Origin of the sequence: Pseudomonas sp. KBN10P06128, from assembly GCF_037574945.1 — a bacterium.
Classification (GTDB): domain Bacteria; phylum Pseudomonadota; class Gammaproteobacteria; order Pseudomonadales; family Pseudomonadaceae; genus Pseudomonas; species Pseudomonas aeruginosa.
Genome location: NZ_JBBELR010000001.1, coordinates 748,609 through 766,110, shown reverse-complemented (window position 1 = coordinate 766,110; position 17,502 = coordinate 748,609). Strand labels below are relative to the sequence as shown.

The following is a 17,502-nucleotide window of genomic DNA, read 5'->3' as shown; positions in this document are numbered from 1 at the left end:
TCGGCAGTCTAGCCCCCGGGGTCGTCGGGCAGAAATTGCTGCGAGGCCCTATCCGAATGTTCCTACCTGTTATGCGGCCATATCTGCCGGCAAATCAGACAGCGGCAAGCCGCCAGGGTGACGCGTTCCAGCCATCCCTCTACTATCGGGGCACCGTGATCAAGAGGATGTCCTGATGTACCTGTGGCTCAAAGCCTTCCATATCATCGCCGTGGTCTGCTGGTTCGCCGGCCTGTTCTACCTGCCGCGCCTGTTCGTCTACCACGCCATGAGCGAGGACCAGACCAGCCGGGAACGCTTCTGCGTCATGGAGCGCAAGCTCTACCGGGGGATCATGATGCCCTCGATGCTCGCCACCCTGGTCCTTGGCCTCTGGATGCTCTATCTCACCCCCGGCTGGCTGAGCCAAGGCTGGCTGCACGCCAAGCTGACCCTGGTGGTCCTGCTGATCGGCTACCACCACGCCTGCGGCGCCATGCTCAAGCGCTTCGCCCGCGGCGAGCCGGGGCGCAGCCATGTGTTCTACCGCTGGTTCAACGAAGTGCCTGTACTGTTCCTGCTGCTGATCGTCCTACTGGTGGTGCTCAAACCTTTCTGACCCAGGAGTCCTGTCCATGTCCTTGCCCGCCCTGCTCGACCAACGCCTGCGACTGCCGATGGTGGCCGCGCCGATGTTCCTGGTATCCAACCCGCAGTTGGTGCTGGCCTGCTGCCGCAGCGGCATCGTCGGCAGCTTCCCGGCGCTCAACCAGCGCGAGAGCAGCGGCTTCGAGGGTTGGCTGGAGGAAATCGGGGCCGGCCTGCAAGCGCTGGACAATCCCGCGCCCTATGCGGTGAACCTGATCGTCCACAACACCAATCCGCGGTTGCAGGCCGACCTGCGGATCTGCGTCGAGCACCGCGTACCGATCGTCATCACCAGCCTCGGCGCAGTGCGCGAAGTGGTAGACGCTGTGCATAGCTACGGCGGCCTGGTATTCCACGACGTCACCACCCGCCGCCACGCCGAAAAGGCCGCCGAGGCCGGGGTCGACGGTCTGATCGCGGTGGCGGCCGGCGCGGGCGGGCACGCCGGGACCTGGAGCCCTTTCGCGCTGGTCGCGGAAATCCGCCAGTTCTTCGACAAGACTCTGCTGCTGGCCGGCTGCATCAACCACGGCCACGAGATTCTCGCCGCACAGATGCTCGGCGCCGACCTGGCCTATCTCGGCACCCGCTTCATCGCCACCCGCGAGAGCAATGCCTCCGACGCCTACAAGCAGATGATCCTGGAGGCACGCGCCGCCGACATCGTGCACACCCCGGCGGTGTCCGGCGTACCGGCCAGCTTCATGCGGCAAAGCCTGGAGGCCGCCGGCTACGATCTGAAGCGCCTGACCGACAAGGCAGACATGAACTACGGCGAGAAACTCAAGCCGGTGAACGACGAGGCCAAGGCCTGGAAGACCGTGTGGTCCGCCGGCCAGGGCGCGGGCAACATAGACGACTTGCCCGGCGTCGACGAGTTGGTCGCCCGCCTCGACCGGGAATATCGAGACGCCCTGCGGAACATGGATAGCCTGGCCAACCGCTGGCCGCGCTGAAACCGCCGGGTCACGGCGCCCCGGCTTGTGCGGGAGTTCTCATCTCGCGCTTGTGGGCGCCAAGGCCGCCGATTAGGCTGTCGGCTGCATTTCTCTCACCCCAGCTGACAAGGATGCCTGCATGACCGACCAACGCTTCAAGATCGTCTTCTCCGGCGAGCTGATGCCCGACGCATCGCTCGAAACCGTGAAGGACAATCTCGCCCGCCTGTTCAAGAGCGAACCGGGCAAGATCGACGCCCTCTTCGGCGGTCGCCCGGTGGTGCTGAAACGCGAACTTCCAGAGGCCGAGGCGGAGCGTTACCTGACCGCCCTGCGCCAGGCCGGCGCCAATGCCTACAAGGAAGTCGACCTGGCGGCCAGCCTGAGCCTGGTGGAAACGCCCGATCACAACCCCCAGGTCGCGGAGGAAACCCCAGCGCAAGACCTGCCTCCCATGACTTGCCCGAAATGCGGCCATGAACAGCCCAGCGGAGCGGAATGTTCGGCTTGCGGCATCATCATCGAGAAGTACCTGGCGCGCCAGGCGCAGCTCGGCGAAAACGCCGCGCCTGCGGCCTCCGCGGCCGCGGGCGCGGGCGCGTCTCCCTACACACCACCCAGCGCCCAGGTCGGCGAAGCCCTCCCCGAGTTCGGCGAGCTGAACGTGTTCACCACCAACGGCCGGATCGGACGCCTGCGCTATCTCGGCTGGTCGATGGCGATGACGCTGTGCTTCCTCGTCATCATGGGCCTGGGCTTCCTGCTCGGCGAAACCGTCGGCGTGGCCGTCACCGCCCTGGCCTCGATCGCCTTCATCGTCATTGCCGTGATGATCGGCGTGCAGCGCCTGCATGACCTCGGCTGGTCGGGCTGGCTCTGGCTGCTCAACTTCGTCCCCTTCGTCGGCAGCGTGTTCGGCATCCTGATGCTGGTCCTGCCCGGCAGCACCGGCGCCAACCGCTACGGTCCGCCGCCGCCGGCGAACAGCACCGGGGTGAAAGTCCTGGCCAGTCTGATCATCCTGCTGCCGATAGTCGGTATCATCGCCGCCATCGCCCTGCCGTCCTACCAGGGTTACCTGGAGCGCGCGAACTATGACGGCGGCGCCAGCGCTCCAGCCGACCCGTACACCACGGACGAGCAGGCCGCCGCAGCGGCGGCCGAAGCCGATGAAGCCGCCACGGCGGCGGCAGAGGCCATGGAAGACGACGACCAACAGTAGCCACGCAACCCCTCGCGACGGGCGGGGTCCAATTCCCCGTCCGTTTCGGAGAAATCTCGAATGCCCCGTTATGCCCTGATCACCGGCGCTTCCAGCGGTATCGGCCTGGCCCTAGCCGAAGCCCTGGCCCGGCGCGGTCGCGCCCTGATCCTGGTGGCGCGCCAGCGCGACGCGCTGGAGAGCATCGCCTATGAGCTGGCGCAGCGTTTCGGCGTGGAAGTGCTGTTCCGCACCTGCGATCTTTCCGAGCCGCTGCAACTGTCAGGGTTGTTGCACGAACTGGAACAGGGCGAACGACAGATCGACCTGCTGGTTAACAATGCCGGGATCGGTACCTCCGGCCCCTTCATCGACCAGGAATGGGCGCGGGAACAGGAGCTGATCGAACTCAACATCCTGGCCCTGGCCCGCCTTTGCCACTCCCTCGGCGCCCGCATGGCGGCGCAGGGAGGTGGCCAGATACTCAATATCGCCTCGGTGGCCGCCTTCCAGCCCGGCGCCTGGATGAGCAACTACTACGCCAGCAAGGCCTACGTCCTGCACTTCTCGGAAGGCTTGCGGGAAGAACTGAAAGGGCGCGGCGTCAAGGTCTCGGTGCTGTGCCCTGGGCCAACCCGTACGGCATTCTTCCGGGAAGCCGGGATGCGGCTCGGCAGGCTCGACCGGAGCAAGCTGATGATGACCCCGGAGGAAGTCGCGCTGCTGGCCCTGCGCGGGCTGGACAAGAACCGCGCCCTGATCGTCCCCGGTTGGCGCAATCGCCTGCTGGCGCTGAGCCCACGCCTGGCGCCACGCTGGCTGGTGCGCCGACTCGCCGCGCGGATCAACGCCTCGGCGGTACCCTCCGTCCCACGGGGTTGATCGGCCTCTCCTCGCAGGGCAACGAGGTTAGCCGTCGGCTCAGTCTGCCGGCACCGCCCGCCCCTTGGCCCAGGTCCGCAGCGCGGCGAGCTTTTCCGCCATCAGCACCGACAGCGGCGAGGTTCGCGACAGCTCCCTGAGCAACAGCTCCTGATCCACCGCCTGCTGTCGCGCCTGCCCGGCGTACAGTGCCGCCACCACCGCCTGCTCGATCTCCGCCCCGCTGAAACCCTCGCTGGCAGCCGCCAGCAGAAGGAGGTCGAACTGTGCCGGCTCCAGCTCGCGGCGTTGCAGATGGATGCGGAAGATCTCGGCGCGAACCTCCGGCGTCGGCAGGTCGACGAAGAACAATTCGTCGAAGCGTCCCTTGCGGATCAGTTCGGGCGGCAGGCGGTCGATAGCGTTCGCGGTGGCGACCATGAAGACCGGCGCCTCGCGCTCGGCCATCCAGGTCAGCAGGGTACCCAGCACGCGCTGACTGACGCCGTTGTCCTGGTCGCCGCCAGAAATGCCCTTCTCCACTTCATCCATCCACAGCACGCAGGGCGCCATCTGTTCGGCCAGGCGCAGCGCCTCGCGCAGGTTGCGCTCGGTTTCGCCGAAGTACTTGTTGTAGAGACAGGCGAAATCCAGACGCAGCAACGGCAAGCCCCAGAGGCCGGCCACCGCCTTGGCCGCCAGGCTCTTGCCGGCGCCCTGCACGCCGACCAGCATCATGCCCTTCGGCTGGTTGCCAGGCTTGCCGGCGAGGAACGCCGACTGACGCTCGCCGAGCCAACGCTTGAGCGCGGCAAGCCCGCCGACCTCGGCGAAGCGCGCGGTGTCGTACTCGAAGCTCAGCACGCCCTCCAGGTCGAGTAGCTGGAACTTGGTGCGGTTCAGCTCGGGCAGGTCCTCCTGGGTGATCGCCCCATCGTTGCAGATCACGTTGCGCGCCAGCAGCCGCGCCTCGGCATGGCTGAGCCCGCGCAGGTTCTTCACCACCTGCTGCAGGGTGCGGTTGTCGGTACGCACGCGGGCACCACGGTTGCGCTCGCTCCAGCGCGTCGCTTCCTCGCGGACGATGCCGAGCAGTTCGTCTTCGCTGGGCAGGGACAGCGAGAACCGCGCGGCGAAGCGCTGCACTTCGGCCGGCAGCTTCAGCGCATGGGACACCAGCACCACGGTCGGTCGATGATTGCCTTCGGCCATGGCGATTTCCTTGAGCAGGCGCACCAGGGTCGGGCTGTCGCCAAGGAAAGGATGCAGGTCGCAGAGCACGTAGAGATTCGCCTGCTGATCGTGCTTGATCAAGCGCAACGCCGCGACCGGGTCGCGGCTCTCCTCCCCGCCCAGCGGCTCGCCGCCGAAGCCCAGGCGCTGCACGCCCTCGGTCACCGACCAGGCATACAGGCCAAGGCCGCGCCTGACCGCCAGGCCGGTGAGGGTTTCCATCACCTTCGGCTCGTCCCAGGACTCGATCAGGATCAGCTTGACCCGGGAATCCAGGACCAGGCCGAGGTCGTGTATGTCGTTCTTCACTGCGGCTCCTTCACGCTTGGGCGGTCGCGACGGGCACCGCTACACTCGGGAAAGCACCCGAGGCCGGAGGAATCGCCCATGGACTGTCTGTTCTGCAAGATCGTGGCGGGGGAAGTTCCCGCGCGCAAGTTCTACGAAGACGAGGAAGTTGTCGCGTTTCACGATATCGGCCCGCAGGCGCCGGTGCACTTCCTGGTCATCCCGAAAAGGCACATTCCCACCCTCGAGCACCTGACCGAGGCAGACCGGCCGCTGGCAGGCCATATCCTCTTCACCGCCCAGCGCCTGGCCCGGGAGCAGGGCTGCGAGGAAGGCTTCCGTGTGGTGATGAACTGCAACGACCTTGGCGGGCAGACCGTGCACCACATCCACATGCACGTGCTGGGTCAACGCCAGATGCACTGGCCGCCGGGCTGAGTCCCTGCTGGCGCTGCGACATCGCAGCCCGTCCGCAACATCCTGCTATCAGCGCACTTCCGGTAAACTGGTGCGATCTTTCGTTTCCGGAGGTGCGCCATGTCCGCCGACCGCCACTATTCGCCCATCGACCGTTTCCTGCTGCAGGCCGACTCCGCCCTGCGCACCCTGCTGCCGTTCAGCGGCCAGCCGGCGCGACCGTCGCCGGCCATCGTGGAACCCGATGGCGAACTGAGCGAGGAAGACACCCGCCATATCGCCGGCCTGATGCGCATCAACCACACCGGCGAGGTCTGCGCCCAGGCGCTGTACCAGGGCCAGTCGCTGACCGCCAAGCTGCCCGAGGTCCGCGAGGCGATGGAGGAAGCCGCCGAGGAGGAGATCGACCACCTGGCCTGGTGCGAGCAACGCATCCGCCAGTTGGGCAGCCGTCCCAGCGTGCTCAATCCGATCTTCTACGGCCTGTCCTTCGGCGTCGGTGCCGCCGCCGGGCTAGTCAGCGACCGGGTCAGCCTGGGCTTCGTCGCCGCCACCGAAGACCAGGTGTGCAAGCATCTGGACGAACACCTGGCGCAGATTCCCCAGGAGGATCGGAAATCCCGTGCCATCCTCGAGCAGATGCGTATCGACGAGGAACAGCATTCGAGCAACGCCCTGGCCGCCGGCGGCCTGCGCTTCCCGGCACCGGTGAAGCTGGGCATGAGCCTGCTGGCGAAGGTGATGACCAAGAGCACCTACCGCATCTGAATCGCACGCATGAAAAAGCCCGCTCGAAGCGGGCTTTTTCTTTCTCGTGTGCGATCAGCGCGGCATGTTGCGCGCGTAGAAGATCTCCAGCATTTCGTGCTTGAGCCGTTCCGTGACCTGCTCGCGCTGTTCCGTCGAGAGCGTCCGGGTAGCGTCGCCGAACAGGTAGTTCTCCAGTTCGAAGTCCTTGAGCAGCATCTTGGTGTGGAACAGGTTCTCCTGGTACACGTTCACGTCGGTCATCTGGTAGGCCTCGCGCGTGTCGTCGGAGAGATAGTTCTGGATCGAGTTGATCTCGTGGTCGATGAAATGCTTGCGCCCCTCGATGTCGCGGGTGAAGCCGCGGACCCGATAGTCGACCGTGACGATGTCCGAGTCGAACTGGTGGATCAGGTAGTTCAGGGCCTTCAGCGGGGAGATCACTCCGCAGGTGGACACATCGATGTCCACGCGGAAGGTCGCGATGCCGTCCACCGGATGGATTTCCGGGTAGGTATGCACGGTGATGTGGCTCTTGTCCAGGTGCGCCAGGATGGTGTCCGGCAGCGGGCCCGGGGACTCTTCGATCTGGCTGTCGGTCGGAGTGACCGGCTGCTCGGAGATCAGGATGGTCACGCTGGCGCCCTGGGGGTCGTAGTCCTGACGCGCGATGTTCAGGATATTGGCACCGATGATGTCGACAACATCGGTAAGAATCTGCGTCAGACGCTCCGCGTCATACTCTTCGTCGATGTACTGCACGTAGGCCTGGAGGTCTTCGGGCGTCTCGGCGTAGCAGATGTCGTAGATGTTGAAGCTCAAGGTCTTCGTCAGGTTGTTGAACCCGTGGAGCTTGAGTTTGCTTTTCACCGTGGGGAACTCTCTCGGTTGCTTGCGGCTCTGCCGCAGGGTTGGGGCATGCCCGTCAGATGCGAACGACGCACCTGCGTAGGACGGTTAACACCTCTTCGCGATGGCGATTGTGGTTTGTTGAGTTGCACGGGCGCCGGCTGGCGCCATTGGTCACCCGACCGGGATGGCTCGGGAAACGTCTATCAGAGCGGAAGAATCTTCCGAACTGAACGGCCGCTCGACGGAATCGCGCGGCACGAAAAAAGGGGCGCATTATGCAGAGCCAATCAAGCCTCCGCCAGAGTTTGCGCCCCTTTTATGATGACCGGATGTCGTCTCAGCCGAGTTCGACGATCTCGTAGTCGTGGGTGATCTCCACCCCGCCGCGACCGAGCATGATCGACGCCGAGCAGTATTTCTCCGCCGACAGCTCCACCGCGCGCTTGACCTGGGCCTCCTTGAGACCGCGGCCCTTGACCACGAAGTGCACGTGGATCTTCGTGAACACCTTGGGCTCCTCGTCGGCCCTTTCGGCCTCGAGGAAGGCTTCGCAGCTCTCCACCGGCTGGCGCGCCTTCTTCAGGATGCTGACCACATCGAAGTTGGTGCAGCCGCCGAGGCCGATCAGCACCATCTCCATAGGGCGCACCCCGAGGTTGCGTCCGCCATGGTCCGGCGGACCGTCCATGACCACCACGTGGCCGCTACCGGACTCGCCGAGGAACATCGCCTCGCCCGCCCACTGGATACGCGCTTTCATCGTTCAGACTCCCGCCGGCAAAGGGCGCCAGCTTAGCACAGGGCCCAAGGACAGTACGGGATCACAGTCCTGATAGCTGCGTCGCAAAATCACATCGACCTTCATGGTCCGTCTGTTAAGCTGGACGCGGTTTACTGGCACACTTCCTGATCTGCCCGGTTGGGGGGAGTTCTCCGCTGAGCTCCCGGGCCCTGGCAGGTCTCTCCATAAGAACTCAAAAAAACATCGCCTTGTACGTCAGGCATATTCTTTATTCTTTCGGGACTCGGGCATGGTAGCTATTACCCACACACCCAAACTCAAACACCTAGACAAGCTGCTCGCACACTGTCACCGCCGCCGCTACACCGCAAAGAGCACCATCATCTATGCCGGCGATCGCTGCGAAACGCTGTTCTTCATCATCAAGGGTTCGGTCACCATCCTCATCGAGGACGACGACGGCCGCGAAATGATCATCGGCTACCTCAACAGCGGTGATTTCTTCGGCGAGCTGGGATTGTTCGAAAAGGAAGGCAGCGAACAGGAACGCAGCGCCTGGGTTCGCGCCAAGGTGGAATGCGAAGTCGCCGAGATCAGCTATGCGAAGTTCCGCGAACTGTCGCAGCAGGACTCGGAGATCCTCTACACCCTCGGCAGCCAGATGGCCGACCGCCTGCGCAAGACCACCCGCAAGGTGGGCGACCTGGCCTTCCTCGACGTCACCGGACGCGTGGCCCGCACCTTGCTGGACCTGTGCCAGCAACCGGACGCCATGACCCACCCGGACGGCATGCAGATCAAGATCACCCGCCAGGAGATCGGCCGGATCGTCGGCTGCTCGCGGGAAATGGTCGGACGCGTGCTGAAGAGCCTGGAGGAGCAGGGCCTGGTGCATGTGAAAGGGAAGACCATGGTGGTCTTCGGCACCCGCTGAACAGCACCCATGAAAAAGGCCGGTCACAACCGGCCTTTTTCATGGGGTTCGACAGCGCGGATCAGTCAGGATCGGCGCCCAGCACCACGCCGCCACGCTCCTGGAAGAACAGGCGCTTCAGCTCGAGGCCAGGATCGTCGGCCCGCATGAACGCCTCGCCAACCAGGAAGGCGTAGACCTCGCTGACTTCCATCAGCTCCACGTCGGCCCGGTTGAGAATACCGCTCTCGGTGACCACCAGGCGGTCGCGGGGAATTTCCGGCAACAGGTCGAGGGTGGTTTCCAGGCTCACCTCGAAGGTGTGCAGGTTGCGGTTGTTGATGCCCACCAACGGCGTGTCCAGGGTCTTCAGTGCACGTTCCAGCTCGGTGCCGTCATGCACTTCGACCAGTACGTCGAGACCGACCGACTTGGCAGTCGCCGCCAGTTCGGCCATCAGCACGTCGTCCAGCGCCGAGACGATCAGCAGGATGCAGTCGGCACCGATCGCCCGCGCCTCGACGATCTGGTACGGATCGATCATGAAGTCCTTGCGGATCACCGGCAGCGCACAGGCGGCCCGCGCTTCCTTCAGATAGGCATCGGCGCCCTGGAAGAAGTCCACGTCGGTGAGCACCGACAGGCACGCCGCGCCACCCGCCTCGTAGCTGCGGGCGATCTCCGCCGGGACGAAGTGTTCGCGCAGCACGCCCTTGCTCGGCGATGCCTTCTTGATCTCGGCGATCACTGCCGGCTCCTTGCGCTTGGCCCGCTCCAGCAGGGCATTGGCGAAGCCGCGCGGCGCATCGGCGCTACGCGCCAGCCGCTCGACCTCGGCCAGGTTGACGCGCGCACGGCGCTCGGCGACCTCCTCGGCCTTGCGGGCGAGGATCTTCTGCAGAACCGTCGGCACACTCACTGTGCGTTCTCCTCTCTGTAAACGGCGGTGAAGGCCACCAGTTCGTCCATCTTCTCCCGTGCCAGCCCGGTGTGCAGGGCATCGTGGGCCAGTTGAATGCCCTCGTGCAGGCTGGTCGCCAGATCGGCAGCGTACAGTGCCGGGCCGGCATTCATCACGATCAGCTCGGCGGCCTTCTGCCCAGCCTCGGTCTTGCGCCGCCCCAAAGCGTCGCGGATCAGTTCCAGCGAGGCCTGCGGACTGTCGACCTCCAGCCCCATCAGGGTCTGGCTCTTGATCCCGAAGTCCTCGGGACGCACTTCGTACTCGCGTACCTCGCCGTCCTTCAACTCGGCAATGTGGGTCGCCGCGGCCAGACTGAACTCGTCCAGCCCGTCGCGCGAATGCACCACCAGCACATGCTCGCTGCCGAGACGCTTGAGCACTTCAGCCAGCGGCTTGCACAGTTCCTGGGTGAACACCCCGACCACCTGGTGCCTGACTCCCGCCGGGTTGGTCAGTGGGCCAAGCATGTTGAACAGAGTCCGCAAGCCCAGCTCGCGGCGCGGACCGGCGGCGTACTTCATCGCCTTGTGGTGGACCTGGGCGAACATGAACCCGACGCCGACGGTGTCGATGCAACGCGCCACCTGTTCGGAGGTCAGTTCCAGGTAGATGCCGGCGGCTTCCAGCAAGTCGGCGCTGCCGCTCTTGCCGGAGACCGCGCGGTTACCGTGTTTGGCGACCTTGCCGCCAGCGGCGGCGACCACGAAGGACGCCGCCGAGGATACGTTGAAGATGTTCGCGCCATCGCCGCCGGTGCCGACCACGTCGACCACATGCTTCAGCGTAGGCAACTGCACACCGTCGGCCAGTTCGCGCATCACCGCCACCGCGCCGACGATCTCGTCGATGGTTTCGCTCTTCATCCGCATGCCCATCAGGAAGGCGCCGATCTGCGCGTCGGTGCACTGCCCGGTCATGATCTGGCGCATGACCGCCTGCATTTCCTCGGTGGTCAGGTCGAGCTGGTTGACGATGCGATTGAGGGCTCCCTTGATATCCATCTCAGTTGCCCTCCCCACGCACACCGCCCTGCTGGCGGAGGAAGTTTGCCAGCAACTCGTGGCCCTGCTCGGTGAGGATGGACTCGGGATGGAACTGCACGCCCTCGACATTCAGGGTCTTGTGGCGTACACCCATGATCTCGTCGAGCGATCCGTCGGCATGTTGGGTCCAGGCGGTGATCTCCAGGCACTCCGGCAGGCTCTCTCGCTTCACCACCAGCGAGTGGTAGCGCGTCACCGTCAGGGGATTGGCCAGGCCGGCGAACACGCCGAGGTTCTTGTGGTGGATCGGGCTGGTCTTGCCGTGCATCACCTGCCGCGCCCGCACCACTTCGCCGCCGAAGGCCTGGCCGATGCTCTGATGGCCAAGGCAGACACCGAGCAGCGGCAGCTTGCCGGCGAAGCGCTCGATAACGGCCAGCGAGACGCCGGCCTCGTTGGGGGTGCAGGGACCGGGGGAAAGGACGATGCGCTCGGGCGCCAGGGCCTCGATCTGTTCCACGCTCAGTTCGTCGTTGCGCACCACCTTGACCTCGGTCTTGAGCTCGCCGAAGTACTGCACCAGGTTGTAGGTGAAGGAGTCGTAGTTATCGATCATCAGCAGCATGCTGGCTGTAACCTCTTGATTTCATTCTTATGCGAATCGCATCACCCGGCTTTCGCCACACCCGTTTCCCGGCGCGCACGCGGAGGAGGGGAGAGTGGAACGTCGGCATTATGCCTGTGGAAAACGGGGGACGCAGGGAGACGTGACCGGCCAGGCCGGCGAAAAAGAAGTCAGGCGCGCCAGCGCCAACGGGCGAATGCCTTGATGAGGGAGGTGATGATGCTGCTGAGGTGGATCACGATAGCGGTCTCACGGAGCCATGTTGGGGAACATAGCCCAGTGGGGAGGATGGGTGCAACAGCGGGATGTCGGAAGGAAGGCCGATCCGAGAGGATCGGCCGAAAGGTTTAGCGGCAGGCACGCAACGCCGCCTGCAATTCGAGTTCGTAGCCCTGCCGCTGGCGGCGCTCGGCGAGCAATGCGCGAACCTTGGCCTGCAGCGAATCGCCGGCCTTCAGCGTGGCGCCGGCCCAGCTCGGCGGGCGCACGTCAGGTACACGGCAGGGCACTGCCAGGGGAACCTCGACGCGCACGGGGCGAGGTGTCGTCGGTGAGGCTGCGCAGCCCGCGAAAAGCAGACAAAGCCCCAGCAGGAGACGAGTCATAGTCCCAGCTCCCGGTCGATCGCCGCACCTGCCGCCTGGCAGTCCGTGCCAATGTCGGGTTCCCGGAGCAGACGCACGGCCGCGGCATACTGCTCCGCGGCCTGCGCCCTGGCCTCGCCGAGTGCCTGCTCGACGTCCTTCGCGCGCCTCTCGGCGCTCGCCCGCACCGCCGCCAGCGCTCGCTGCTGCTCATCGAGCAAAGCCTCGAGCTGGCCGCTGGCGACGCGGCTGGCAGTGAGTTGGCCCAGGGCCTCCTCCAGTTGCGGACGATAGTGGCGGGCAACCAGGCCGCCGCCGAGCAAGGCGCCGGCCAGCAGGACCAGCAACACGGCCGGCAGGAGCAGAGCGAGCCGGCTCATGACAGCACCGCCCTGGCCCGCTGCCACAACGCCAGGCGCTCCGCCTGGCCATTCAGGCCGCCGTTGATGCGGCGGGTGATGGCAGCGAACTCGCCGCGGTCGGCCAACTCGTTGAGCCCGTGACCGGCCCACCACCAGGCGGCGCTGCGGGCCGCCGGCACGGGCTGCTCCAGGCGCCAGGGCTCGGCTTCCAGCGGCTCGCCGAGGGCCTCGCCGACCAACCGGTAGTTGGCACGCCCGGTGATCTGTAGCAAGCCACGCCCACGGAAGCGCCAGCCATCGCCGGACGCTTCGTCGCCATTGCCGTTGCGCGTGGCGTAGGTGTTGTCGGCAATCGCCTGCGGATTGCGCGCCAGCCGCAAGGCCAACGCGTTGGGCTGCCCGTCGGGGCCGAGATAGCGGCTCGGCCAGGTCGCCGCCAAGCCTTGGGCACTGTAGTTGAGGTTCTCCACCAGCCGGGTCAACTGGCTGCTTTCGTGGCCGACCTGGGCGAGAAACGCGGCACGCCGCGCCGGTGTGTCGATCTCCCTCTCGTCCATGGCCCGTTGCAACGCCGCAACGAAAACGCCCGCGACGAGGCGGGCGTTGGGAAAAATGCGCAGCAATTGCTGCTCGGTCAGTTTCATCGATCCTCCTGCACTCCGATGGGTTTCAGGCGTCACCCCTTGCCGCCTCGGCCGCCGTTGCATTGCACGACAGTGGTCCATCCGCTGGAGCTGTAGGTGTGCTCCACCGAGTCGATCAGGAACTCGCCGTCGATTCCCGCCTTGAAGCCTTGGAGCAGCAGGCTGCGCTCGGCGAACAGGTCGCCACGCCCTGGCAGTTCCAGGCGCACACTGGCGCTGGAGCGGCTGAAGCTCGCCAGGCGAGCCTTCGCCGCCTGCTCGGCCTCTCCACGGCTGGCATAGAGATGCCGGTCGACATGCTCGCCCATAGCCGTAGCCGGTGCCTTCGGGTTCTTCAGCTCGACGCTCTTGACCTCGCCGCTGCCGGGCAATTGGTAGCGGGTCTTCACCGTTCTCATCAGGCTGCGGTCGTCGAAGGTAACGTCGAAGCTGCCGACATCAGCACGTCCCAACACCAAAGGTTCGATCCGACGCCCCGTGGCGCTCTGCCCGCTCTGTCGCGGCAGCACCATGAGCATGCCCTCGGCCAGCTTGGCGGTGCAGTCGTACTGGCGCGCCAGACGGGTGACGAAGTGGTAGTCGGACTCGTTGACCTGGTCGACCCGGGCGATCGCCACCTGCAACGGACACTCCACGCGCCAGCCGTTGCGTGCGCCAACATCGCGGCAGACCTGAGCCAGGGTAGTGCCCTCCCAACCGCCGCTGCGTATCGTCTTGCCACTGCCGCGCATGTCGCCGGCCTTGGCAGTAACGGTCAGGCAGTCCGGCGGACCAGCCCACTGCAAGGTGTCCACGGTAAAGCGTCCCATGCGCATCAGTGGCTCGCCGGCATAGCCGAGATGAACCTCCAGCACCGCACCGCGCCTGGGTAAGGCCACCTGTCCATCGCGATCGTCGAGCCTCAAGATCAGGCTGTCGGACTCCATGCCCGGCTTGTCCAGCAAGGTCAGCTTGAGCAGGCGGTCATTCAGCCGCTGGGTGACGTCGGTGCCGTCGGCAACGATACGGAAACTCGGTTGCACCTGATCTCTCCAGAAAAGAAAAACCCCGCCAAGGCGGGGTTGCGGGTGAGCGGTCGATCAATCCCACAGGCGCACCTGTTCGACATTGACCACCGGCATGTCAGGGAAACTGATCAGCAAGCCGGCGCGGAATGGCTGCTGCTCATCGGCCAGCCCGGGATTGGCGTCGAGGGTCGCCTCGACGCAGCCCAACAGATGGCCATAGACGTGGTAGCAGAGGCTGTCCAGCATGTCGCCGTCAGCGGTTCGGCAGGTCGTCGCCATAGCGCTTGAACTCCAGGTCGAAGGTTTGTTTGCGGGGAGCGCCGTTGCCCAGTAGGGCGCTCTGGTTCTCGCTGATCCGCACCAGACACCAGAGGCCCATCTGCACCTCGCCGTAGCCGCTGCTCAGGATCAGCGGCTCACGCCGCTCCGCCAACCGGCGCAGCGCTTCGAGCTGCTCCAGACCGACGACCTTTTCCTGGTTACCTACCTGTCGACGCAGCGGGAATACCGCACCCTTGAGCAGGATGCTCTCCTCGCCCATGCCGACGCTCTGCAGCGCCGGCCGCCGACCCAGGCGCACCTGCCCGCTCCAGTTGTAGGCACTGTTGCGCTGCAGGGCGTCGAAGGCGGCAGTATTCAGGTTGAAGTAGAACGGTTGGGCATTGGCGGTCAGCGGCTGCAGTACCAGCAGGTGCGGCAAGGGCGCTGCGGCCTCGCTCGGGGGCGTCGCCGAGGGTGCCAGCAGCCACGACGGCAGCACCCCCGCCAGCGTCGGACTGATGTCGCCAGCGACCTTGCCGACCGCCTGCGCGGCACTGTTCACCTGGACCTTCAGCGCATCCAGGCGTTCGTCGATACCAAGCAACGCCCGGCTCGCCCGGTCATAGGTGGAGACCACGCGGTTCACCTTGCCCTGCGCCTGGCCGATGCCGCGCATGGCACGCTGCAGCCGGGCAGCCATTTCCGGCGATACGCCGGGCAGGTTCTCCAGCTCCGCGGCTGCGCCGCGGATCTCGCTGATCGCGCCGTTCACCGGAGCGACCACCTTGTCCAGACTCTTGCGTCCGGACTCGCCGGCGCGACCCAGGTACCTCAGGCCGGCCTGCAATTGTTCCAGATATGCCATGGGGACTCCTTAGACCATCGCCGGATCGTAGAGGCTGCGCCGCTGCCGCTCGTCGGCGAAGTCGACAAGCATGCGTTGCAGGTAGGGCAGCAACTCGTCGGCCAGGCGCTGCGGCTCGTGTACGTTGCCTTGCACCGTCAGGTTGATCTGCGGCGCGAAGGTCCAGTTGGGCGCAGCCGCGACGGGCTCGGCCTGTGGTGCGGGCACCGCCGGCTTGTTGTCCGAGGCCGCCGGCGGATCGCCAGCCAGACTGCGTCCCAGACGCCCCCCCAGTTCGCTACCGCCCCAGGCGCCGATAGCGCCGCCAACCAATCCACCGATCAGCGTACCGACCACCGGCACCACCGAGCCGATGCTCGCTCCCAGAGCGGCGCCAGCCAGGGAACCAGCCAGGGAGCCACCGGCCTCGCCATAGGCGATGGTCTTTTCGCTCTCCGACAGGTCGCTGGAGTAGACCTCAGCAACATCGATCAACGACGAGGCCACTTGCAGCGGCGCGTTGCGTATGGGCAAACGCGACAGGCGCGGCAGCTTTCCTGCCATCGCCCCCAAGCCTCCTCCAGCCGAGAAGCCAAGGGATGGAAGGGAGCGGGCCTTCACCCCACCGCCCTTGCCTCTCTTCCTGCGTGGTGTTTGACCGCGCTTTCGTTGTGCCGGCCTCCTCGCGGACTCCAGCGTAGAGTCGCCTCCCGGCACCGGCCAGTTGGTAACGAACACGCGCTGTATTTCGCTACCACCCGATACCCGGCCTGCACCCCGTTCGATCAGGTCACCGACGGCAGCGGTCCCTCGCCGACCGAGCCGACCGCCACGCAGCACGTCGATAGCGCCGCGCCCTCCCTTGTAGGCGAGATACCCGGATAACACCGCACCTGCGGCGGCGGTAAGACCGGCCGTCGTCCGCGGATAGGCTTCGAGCAGCTCCGCAGTCGACTCGCCGAGTACCGCGCTCCCCTTGGCCAGGTTGTCCAGATATGGATTCAGGGCGCTGCCCAAAGCGGTCTGCGCCCTCTCCCAACTGTCGCTGGAAGCCTTCCACAGCTCCTGGGACATCCCCTTGCGACGCTGCGCATCGCGCTCCGAAGAGCCTACGGAAGACTGCTGGGTTTCGAGCAAGCCCTGGAACTCGCCGCGCGACGCTCGATAGGCTTCAAGCGCCGGCGACGCCGCACCGGCGCTGAGCTTGCCGCCCTTATCCCGATAGCGCGCAGCCAGCTCCAGGTTGGCCTCCAGCAGACTCGCTCCGTCCTTGCGCAGCGCTTCCAGGTCCCGGTCGTAGTTCTGGCCATAAGCGCGTTTCAAGCTGCCGCTGCTGACGAACTCCAGCCAGGCCTTCATCCGCACGTCCGCTTTGTCTGGCGTGGTGTTCTTTGCCTGAATCTCCAGCAAGGCCCCCAGTGCACCGACATCGCCGGCCGTGGCCTCTCCCGCATTGCCCAGCGCTGACAACAAGGCAGGCAGGCGACGCGCCAGGGCCTCACTGCCGACTCTGCCTTTACCCAGGACGACCAGGCGGTCGAGGGAGGCGGACAATTGCTCTGGCGAGTCCGAACCCTGGGCCAGTTGCAACGCTCGAACCAGCCCCGCAGCCTCGGCTGAAGCAATCCCTTGGCCAAAGCCGAAGCGGCCCGCCAGTCCCAGATTCATTTGCGCGGCGGCGAACCCCATGCCGGTGGCGTTCAAGTGCTCCAGCATGTCCAGCGTCGCCGTGCGTCCCAGGCCGCTCTGGCTGGCACTGTCCTGGATCAGGGATGCCAAGGCTGGCTCCCGGCCGGCGTCCAGGCCGTTGCGGATCGCCAGGTCGCGCAACCGCGCTTGATAACCGGCAGCCGTCTTGCTGGCTTCCACGACCAGTCCGGAAAATGCGCTAGCCAATGGCATTGCCTGGCTGGCCTGCTCCAGCCGTTGCAGGCCGCGGACCTGCATATCCAGGCCACGCTGTATCTCGCCCAGTCGAGCGTAGGCATCGCCCGCGGCCCTGGCCTCGATGCCGAGTCGCTTCAGTTGCTCCTGGCGTTCGCCAAGCTGCCGGGCATGCTCAGCAACGCCGCGGTGCCCGACCTTGCGCATATCGGCGAGTTCTCGCTCCAGGCGTATGGCGTCTCCCAGCACATCCCTCAGGCTGGACGCCTGGCGGGAACGTTCCTGGAGACTGTCGAGCCGTGCCTTGACGGTCTCGAATGCCTTGCCCAAGGAGGGGTCGGCGATGCCGCCGATGGAGACCACCAGGTCCATGTCTTTACTCATGACGGTTCGTCTCGTCTGTTATCGATGTCCGCCTCCGCGGAACTACTGAAGTAGCGCGGGCGCCGCTCGCCTGGCGAACGGCGCCGTCGCTCACTCCTCGCCCTCGGCGAGCCACCAGAGCAGGTCGCCCAGGGTCATGCG

The 17,502-nt window shown here is 65.6% G+C and carries 20 protein-coding genes; 7 read left to right on the top strand and 13 right to left on the bottom strand.

Annotated elements, in window-relative coordinates; all coding sequences use genetic code 11:
* Positions 1 to 175 precede the first annotated feature (175 nt).
* From hemJ to VQ065_RS03560, 4 genes are all read left to right on the top strand, one after another.
* A complete protein-coding gene (hemJ, locus tag VQ065_RS03575) occupies positions 176 to 598 on the top strand; it encodes a protoporphyrinogen oxidase HemJ (RefSeq protein ID WP_003085245.1) in 423 nt (140 codons plus the stop codon).
* A 16-nt stretch (positions 599 to 614) separates the two neighbouring features.
* Complete coding sequence (locus tag VQ065_RS03570; protein WP_003085244.1) at positions 615 to 1,583, top strand: NAD(P)H-dependent flavin oxidoreductase; 969 nt, start codon at positions 615 to 617, stop codon at positions 1,581 to 1,583.
* 121 nt (positions 1,584 to 1,704) lie between these two features.
* Positions 1,705 to 2,787 (top strand): DUF805 domain-containing protein, encoded by a 1,083-nt coding sequence (locus VQ065_RS03565; protein WP_003085240.1) that lies wholly within the window; start codon positions 1,705 to 1,707, stop codon positions 2,785 to 2,787.
* A 60-nt stretch (positions 2,788 to 2,847) separates the two neighbouring features.
* Positions 2,848 to 3,648, top strand: coding sequence for an SDR family NAD(P)-dependent oxidoreductase (locus VQ065_RS03560; RefSeq protein WP_003085237.1), 801 nt, complete (start codon positions 2,848 to 2,850; stop codon positions 3,646 to 3,648).
* A gap of 39 nt (positions 3,649 to 3,687) precedes the next feature.
* Here VQ065_RS03560 and VQ065_RS03555 read toward each other — a convergent pair whose 3' ends face one another.
* Positions 3,688 to 5,169 (bottom strand): AAA family ATPase, encoded by a 1,482-nt coding sequence (locus VQ065_RS03555; protein WP_003085227.1) that lies wholly within the window; start codon positions 5,167 to 5,169, stop codon positions 3,688 to 3,690.
* A gap of 78 nt (positions 5,170 to 5,247) precedes the next feature.
* On the opposite strand from VQ065_RS03555, the gene VQ065_RS03550 reads away from it, so the two are divergent.
* Both VQ065_RS03550 and coq7 read left to right on the top strand, forming a co-directional pair.
* Positions 5,248 to 5,586 carry a histidine triad nucleotide-binding protein gene (locus VQ065_RS03550; RefSeq protein ID WP_003085225.1) on the top strand — a complete coding sequence of 113 codons (339 nt, stop codon included), beginning with the start codon at positions 5,248 to 5,250 and terminating at the stop codon, positions 5,584 to 5,586.
* 99 nt (positions 5,587 to 5,685) lie between these two features.
* Positions 5,686 to 6,333, top strand: coding sequence for a 2-polyprenyl-3-methyl-6-methoxy-1,4-benzoquinone monooxygenase (coq7, locus tag VQ065_RS03545; protein ID WP_003085224.1), 648 nt, complete (start codon positions 5,686 to 5,688; stop codon positions 6,331 to 6,333).
* Between the two features lie 54 nt (positions 6,334 to 6,387).
* Here the strand turns inward: coq7 and speD are convergent, their stop codons facing one another.
* Both speD and VQ065_RS03535 read right to left on the bottom strand, forming a co-directional pair.
* Positions 6,388 to 7,182 (bottom strand): adenosylmethionine decarboxylase, encoded by a 795-nt coding sequence (speD, locus tag VQ065_RS03540; RefSeq protein WP_003085223.1) that lies wholly within the window; start codon positions 7,180 to 7,182, stop codon positions 6,388 to 6,390.
* Between the two features lie 319 nt (positions 7,183 to 7,501).
* Positions 7,502 to 7,924, bottom strand: a complete 423-nt coding sequence (locus VQ065_RS03535; protein ID WP_003085219.1) for an OsmC family protein — start codon at positions 7,922 to 7,924, stop codon at positions 7,502 to 7,504.
* Positions 7,925 to 8,195: 271 nt separating this feature from the next.
* On the opposite strand from VQ065_RS03535, the gene crp reads away from it, so the two are divergent.
* The gene (crp, locus tag VQ065_RS03530; protein ID WP_003085214.1) at positions 8,196 to 8,840 is read left to right on the top strand and encodes a cAMP-activated global transcriptional regulator CRP; all 645 of its coding nucleotides are present in this window, start codon (positions 8,196 to 8,198) and stop codon (positions 8,838 to 8,840) included.
* A 61-nt stretch (positions 8,841 to 8,901) separates the two neighbouring features.
* Here the strand turns inward: crp and trpC are convergent, their stop codons facing one another.
* The 10 genes from trpC to VQ065_RS03480 all read right to left on the bottom strand — a co-directional run bounded on the left by trpC (position 8,902) and on the right by VQ065_RS03480 (position 17,361).
* A complete protein-coding gene (gene trpC, locus VQ065_RS03525; protein ID WP_003085205.1) occupies positions 8,902 to 9,738 on the bottom strand; it encodes an indole-3-glycerol phosphate synthase TrpC in 837 nt (278 codons plus the stop codon).
* Positions 9,735 to 10,784 (bottom strand): anthranilate phosphoribosyltransferase, encoded by a 1,050-nt coding sequence (gene trpD / locus VQ065_RS03520; RefSeq protein WP_003085203.1) that lies wholly within the window; start codon positions 10,782 to 10,784, stop codon positions 9,735 to 9,737. Before trpD ends, trpC begins: the two co-directional genes overlap by 4 nt.
* A gap of 1 nt (position 10,785) precedes the next feature.
* On the bottom strand, positions 10,786 to 11,391 hold the full coding sequence (locus VQ065_RS03515) for an aminodeoxychorismate/anthranilate synthase component II (protein WP_003085194.1): 606 nt from the start codon (positions 11,389 to 11,391) through the stop codon (positions 10,786 to 10,788).
* 347 nt (positions 11,392 to 11,738) lie between these two features.
* Entirely contained in the window at positions 11,739 to 11,996 is a 258-nt protein-coding gene (locus VQ065_RS03510) for a hypothetical protein (protein ID WP_003118919.1), read from the bottom strand.
* A complete protein-coding gene (locus tag VQ065_RS03505) occupies positions 11,993 to 12,355 on the bottom strand; it encodes a hypothetical protein (RefSeq protein ID WP_003085190.1) in 363 nt (120 codons plus the stop codon). The genes VQ065_RS03510 and VQ065_RS03505 overlap by 4 nt, the downstream gene beginning before the upstream one ends.
* Positions 12,352 to 12,981 carry a glycoside hydrolase family 19 protein gene (locus VQ065_RS03500; RefSeq protein WP_003085188.1) on the bottom strand — a complete coding sequence of 210 codons (630 nt, stop codon included), beginning with the start codon at positions 12,979 to 12,981 and terminating at the stop codon, positions 12,352 to 12,354. The genes VQ065_RS03505 and VQ065_RS03500 overlap by 4 nt, the downstream gene beginning before the upstream one ends.
* A gap of 32 nt (positions 12,982 to 13,013) precedes the next feature.
* On the bottom strand, positions 13,014 to 14,003 hold the full coding sequence (locus VQ065_RS03495; protein ID WP_003085186.1) for a phage late control D family protein: 990 nt from the start codon (positions 14,001 to 14,003) through the stop codon (positions 13,014 to 13,016).
* Positions 14,004 to 14,060: 57 nt separating this feature from the next.
* Positions 14,061 to 14,267, bottom strand: a complete 207-nt coding sequence (locus VQ065_RS03490) for a tail protein X (protein WP_003101635.1) — start codon at positions 14,265 to 14,267, stop codon at positions 14,061 to 14,063.
* On the bottom strand, positions 14,242 to 15,114 hold the full coding sequence (locus tag VQ065_RS03485) for a phage tail protein (protein WP_003085182.1): 873 nt from the start codon (positions 15,112 to 15,114) through the stop codon (positions 14,242 to 14,244). The genes VQ065_RS03490 and VQ065_RS03485 overlap by 26 nt, the downstream gene beginning before the upstream one ends.
* 9 nt (positions 15,115 to 15,123) lie before the next feature.
* Complete coding sequence (locus VQ065_RS03480; protein WP_023098436.1) at positions 15,124 to 17,361, bottom strand: phage tail length determinator protein; 2,238 nt, start codon at positions 17,359 to 17,361, stop codon at positions 15,124 to 15,126.
* Positions 17,362 to 17,502 lie beyond the last annotated feature (141 nt).

Excerpts from the sequence above, each read along its gene's own strand:
- hemJ (WP_003085245.1), top strand. The coding sequence starts at position 176 with ATGTACCTGTGGCTCAAAGCCTTCCATATCATCGCCGTGGTCTGCTGG.
- VQ065_RS03570 (WP_003085244.1), top strand. The coding sequence starts at position 615 with ATGTCCTTGCCCGCCCTGCTCGACCAACGCCTGCGACTGCCGATGGTG.
- VQ065_RS03565 (WP_003085240.1), top strand. The coding sequence starts at position 1,705 with ATGACCGACCAACGCTTCAAGATCGTCTTCTCCGGCGAGCTGATGCCC.
- VQ065_RS03560 (WP_003085237.1), top strand. The coding sequence starts at position 2,848 with ATGCCCCGTTATGCCCTGATCACCGGCGCTTCCAGCGGTATCGGCCTG.
- VQ065_RS03550 (WP_003085225.1), top strand. The coding sequence starts at position 5,248 with ATGGACTGTCTGTTCTGCAAGATCGTGGCGGGGGAAGTTCCCGCGCGC.
- coq7 (WP_003085224.1), top strand. The coding sequence starts at position 5,686 with ATGTCCGCCGACCGCCACTATTCGCCCATCGACCGTTTCCTGCTGCAG.
- VQ065_RS03535 (WP_003085219.1), bottom strand. The coding sequence starts at position 7,924 with ATGAAAGCGCGTATCCAGTGGGCGGGCGAGGCGATGTTCCTCGGCGAG.
- crp (WP_003085214.1), top strand. The coding sequence starts at position 8,196 with ATGGTAGCTATTACCCACACACCCAAACTCAAACACCTAGACAAGCTG.
- trpD (WP_003085203.1), bottom strand. The coding sequence starts at position 10,784 with ATGGATATCAAGGGAGCCCTCAATCGCATCGTCAACCAGCTCGACCTG.
- VQ065_RS03515 (WP_003085194.1), bottom strand. The coding sequence starts at position 11,391 with ATGCTGCTGATGATCGATAACTACGACTCCTTCACCTACAACCTGGTG.
- VQ065_RS03510 (WP_003118919.1), bottom strand. The coding sequence starts at position 11,996 with ATGACTCGTCTCCTGCTGGGGCTTTGTCTGCTTTTCGCGGGCTGCGCA.
- VQ065_RS03505 (WP_003085190.1), bottom strand. The coding sequence starts at position 12,355 with ATGAGCCGGCTCGCTCTGCTCCTGCCGGCCGTGTTGCTGGTCCTGCTG.
- VQ065_RS03500 (WP_003085188.1), bottom strand. The coding sequence starts at position 12,981 with ATGAAACTGACCGAGCAGCAATTGCTGCGCATTTTTCCCAACGCCCGC.
- VQ065_RS03490 (WP_003101635.1), bottom strand. The coding sequence starts at position 14,267 with ATGGCGACGACCTGCCGAACCGCTGACGGCGACATGCTGGACAGCCTC.
- VQ065_RS03485 (WP_003085182.1), bottom strand. The coding sequence starts at position 15,114 with ATGGCATATCTGGAACAATTGCAGGCCGGCCTGAGGTACCTGGGTCGC.
- VQ065_RS03480 (WP_023098436.1), bottom strand. The coding sequence starts at position 17,361 with ATGAGTAAAGACATGGACCTGGTGGTCTCCATCGGCGGCATCGCCGAC.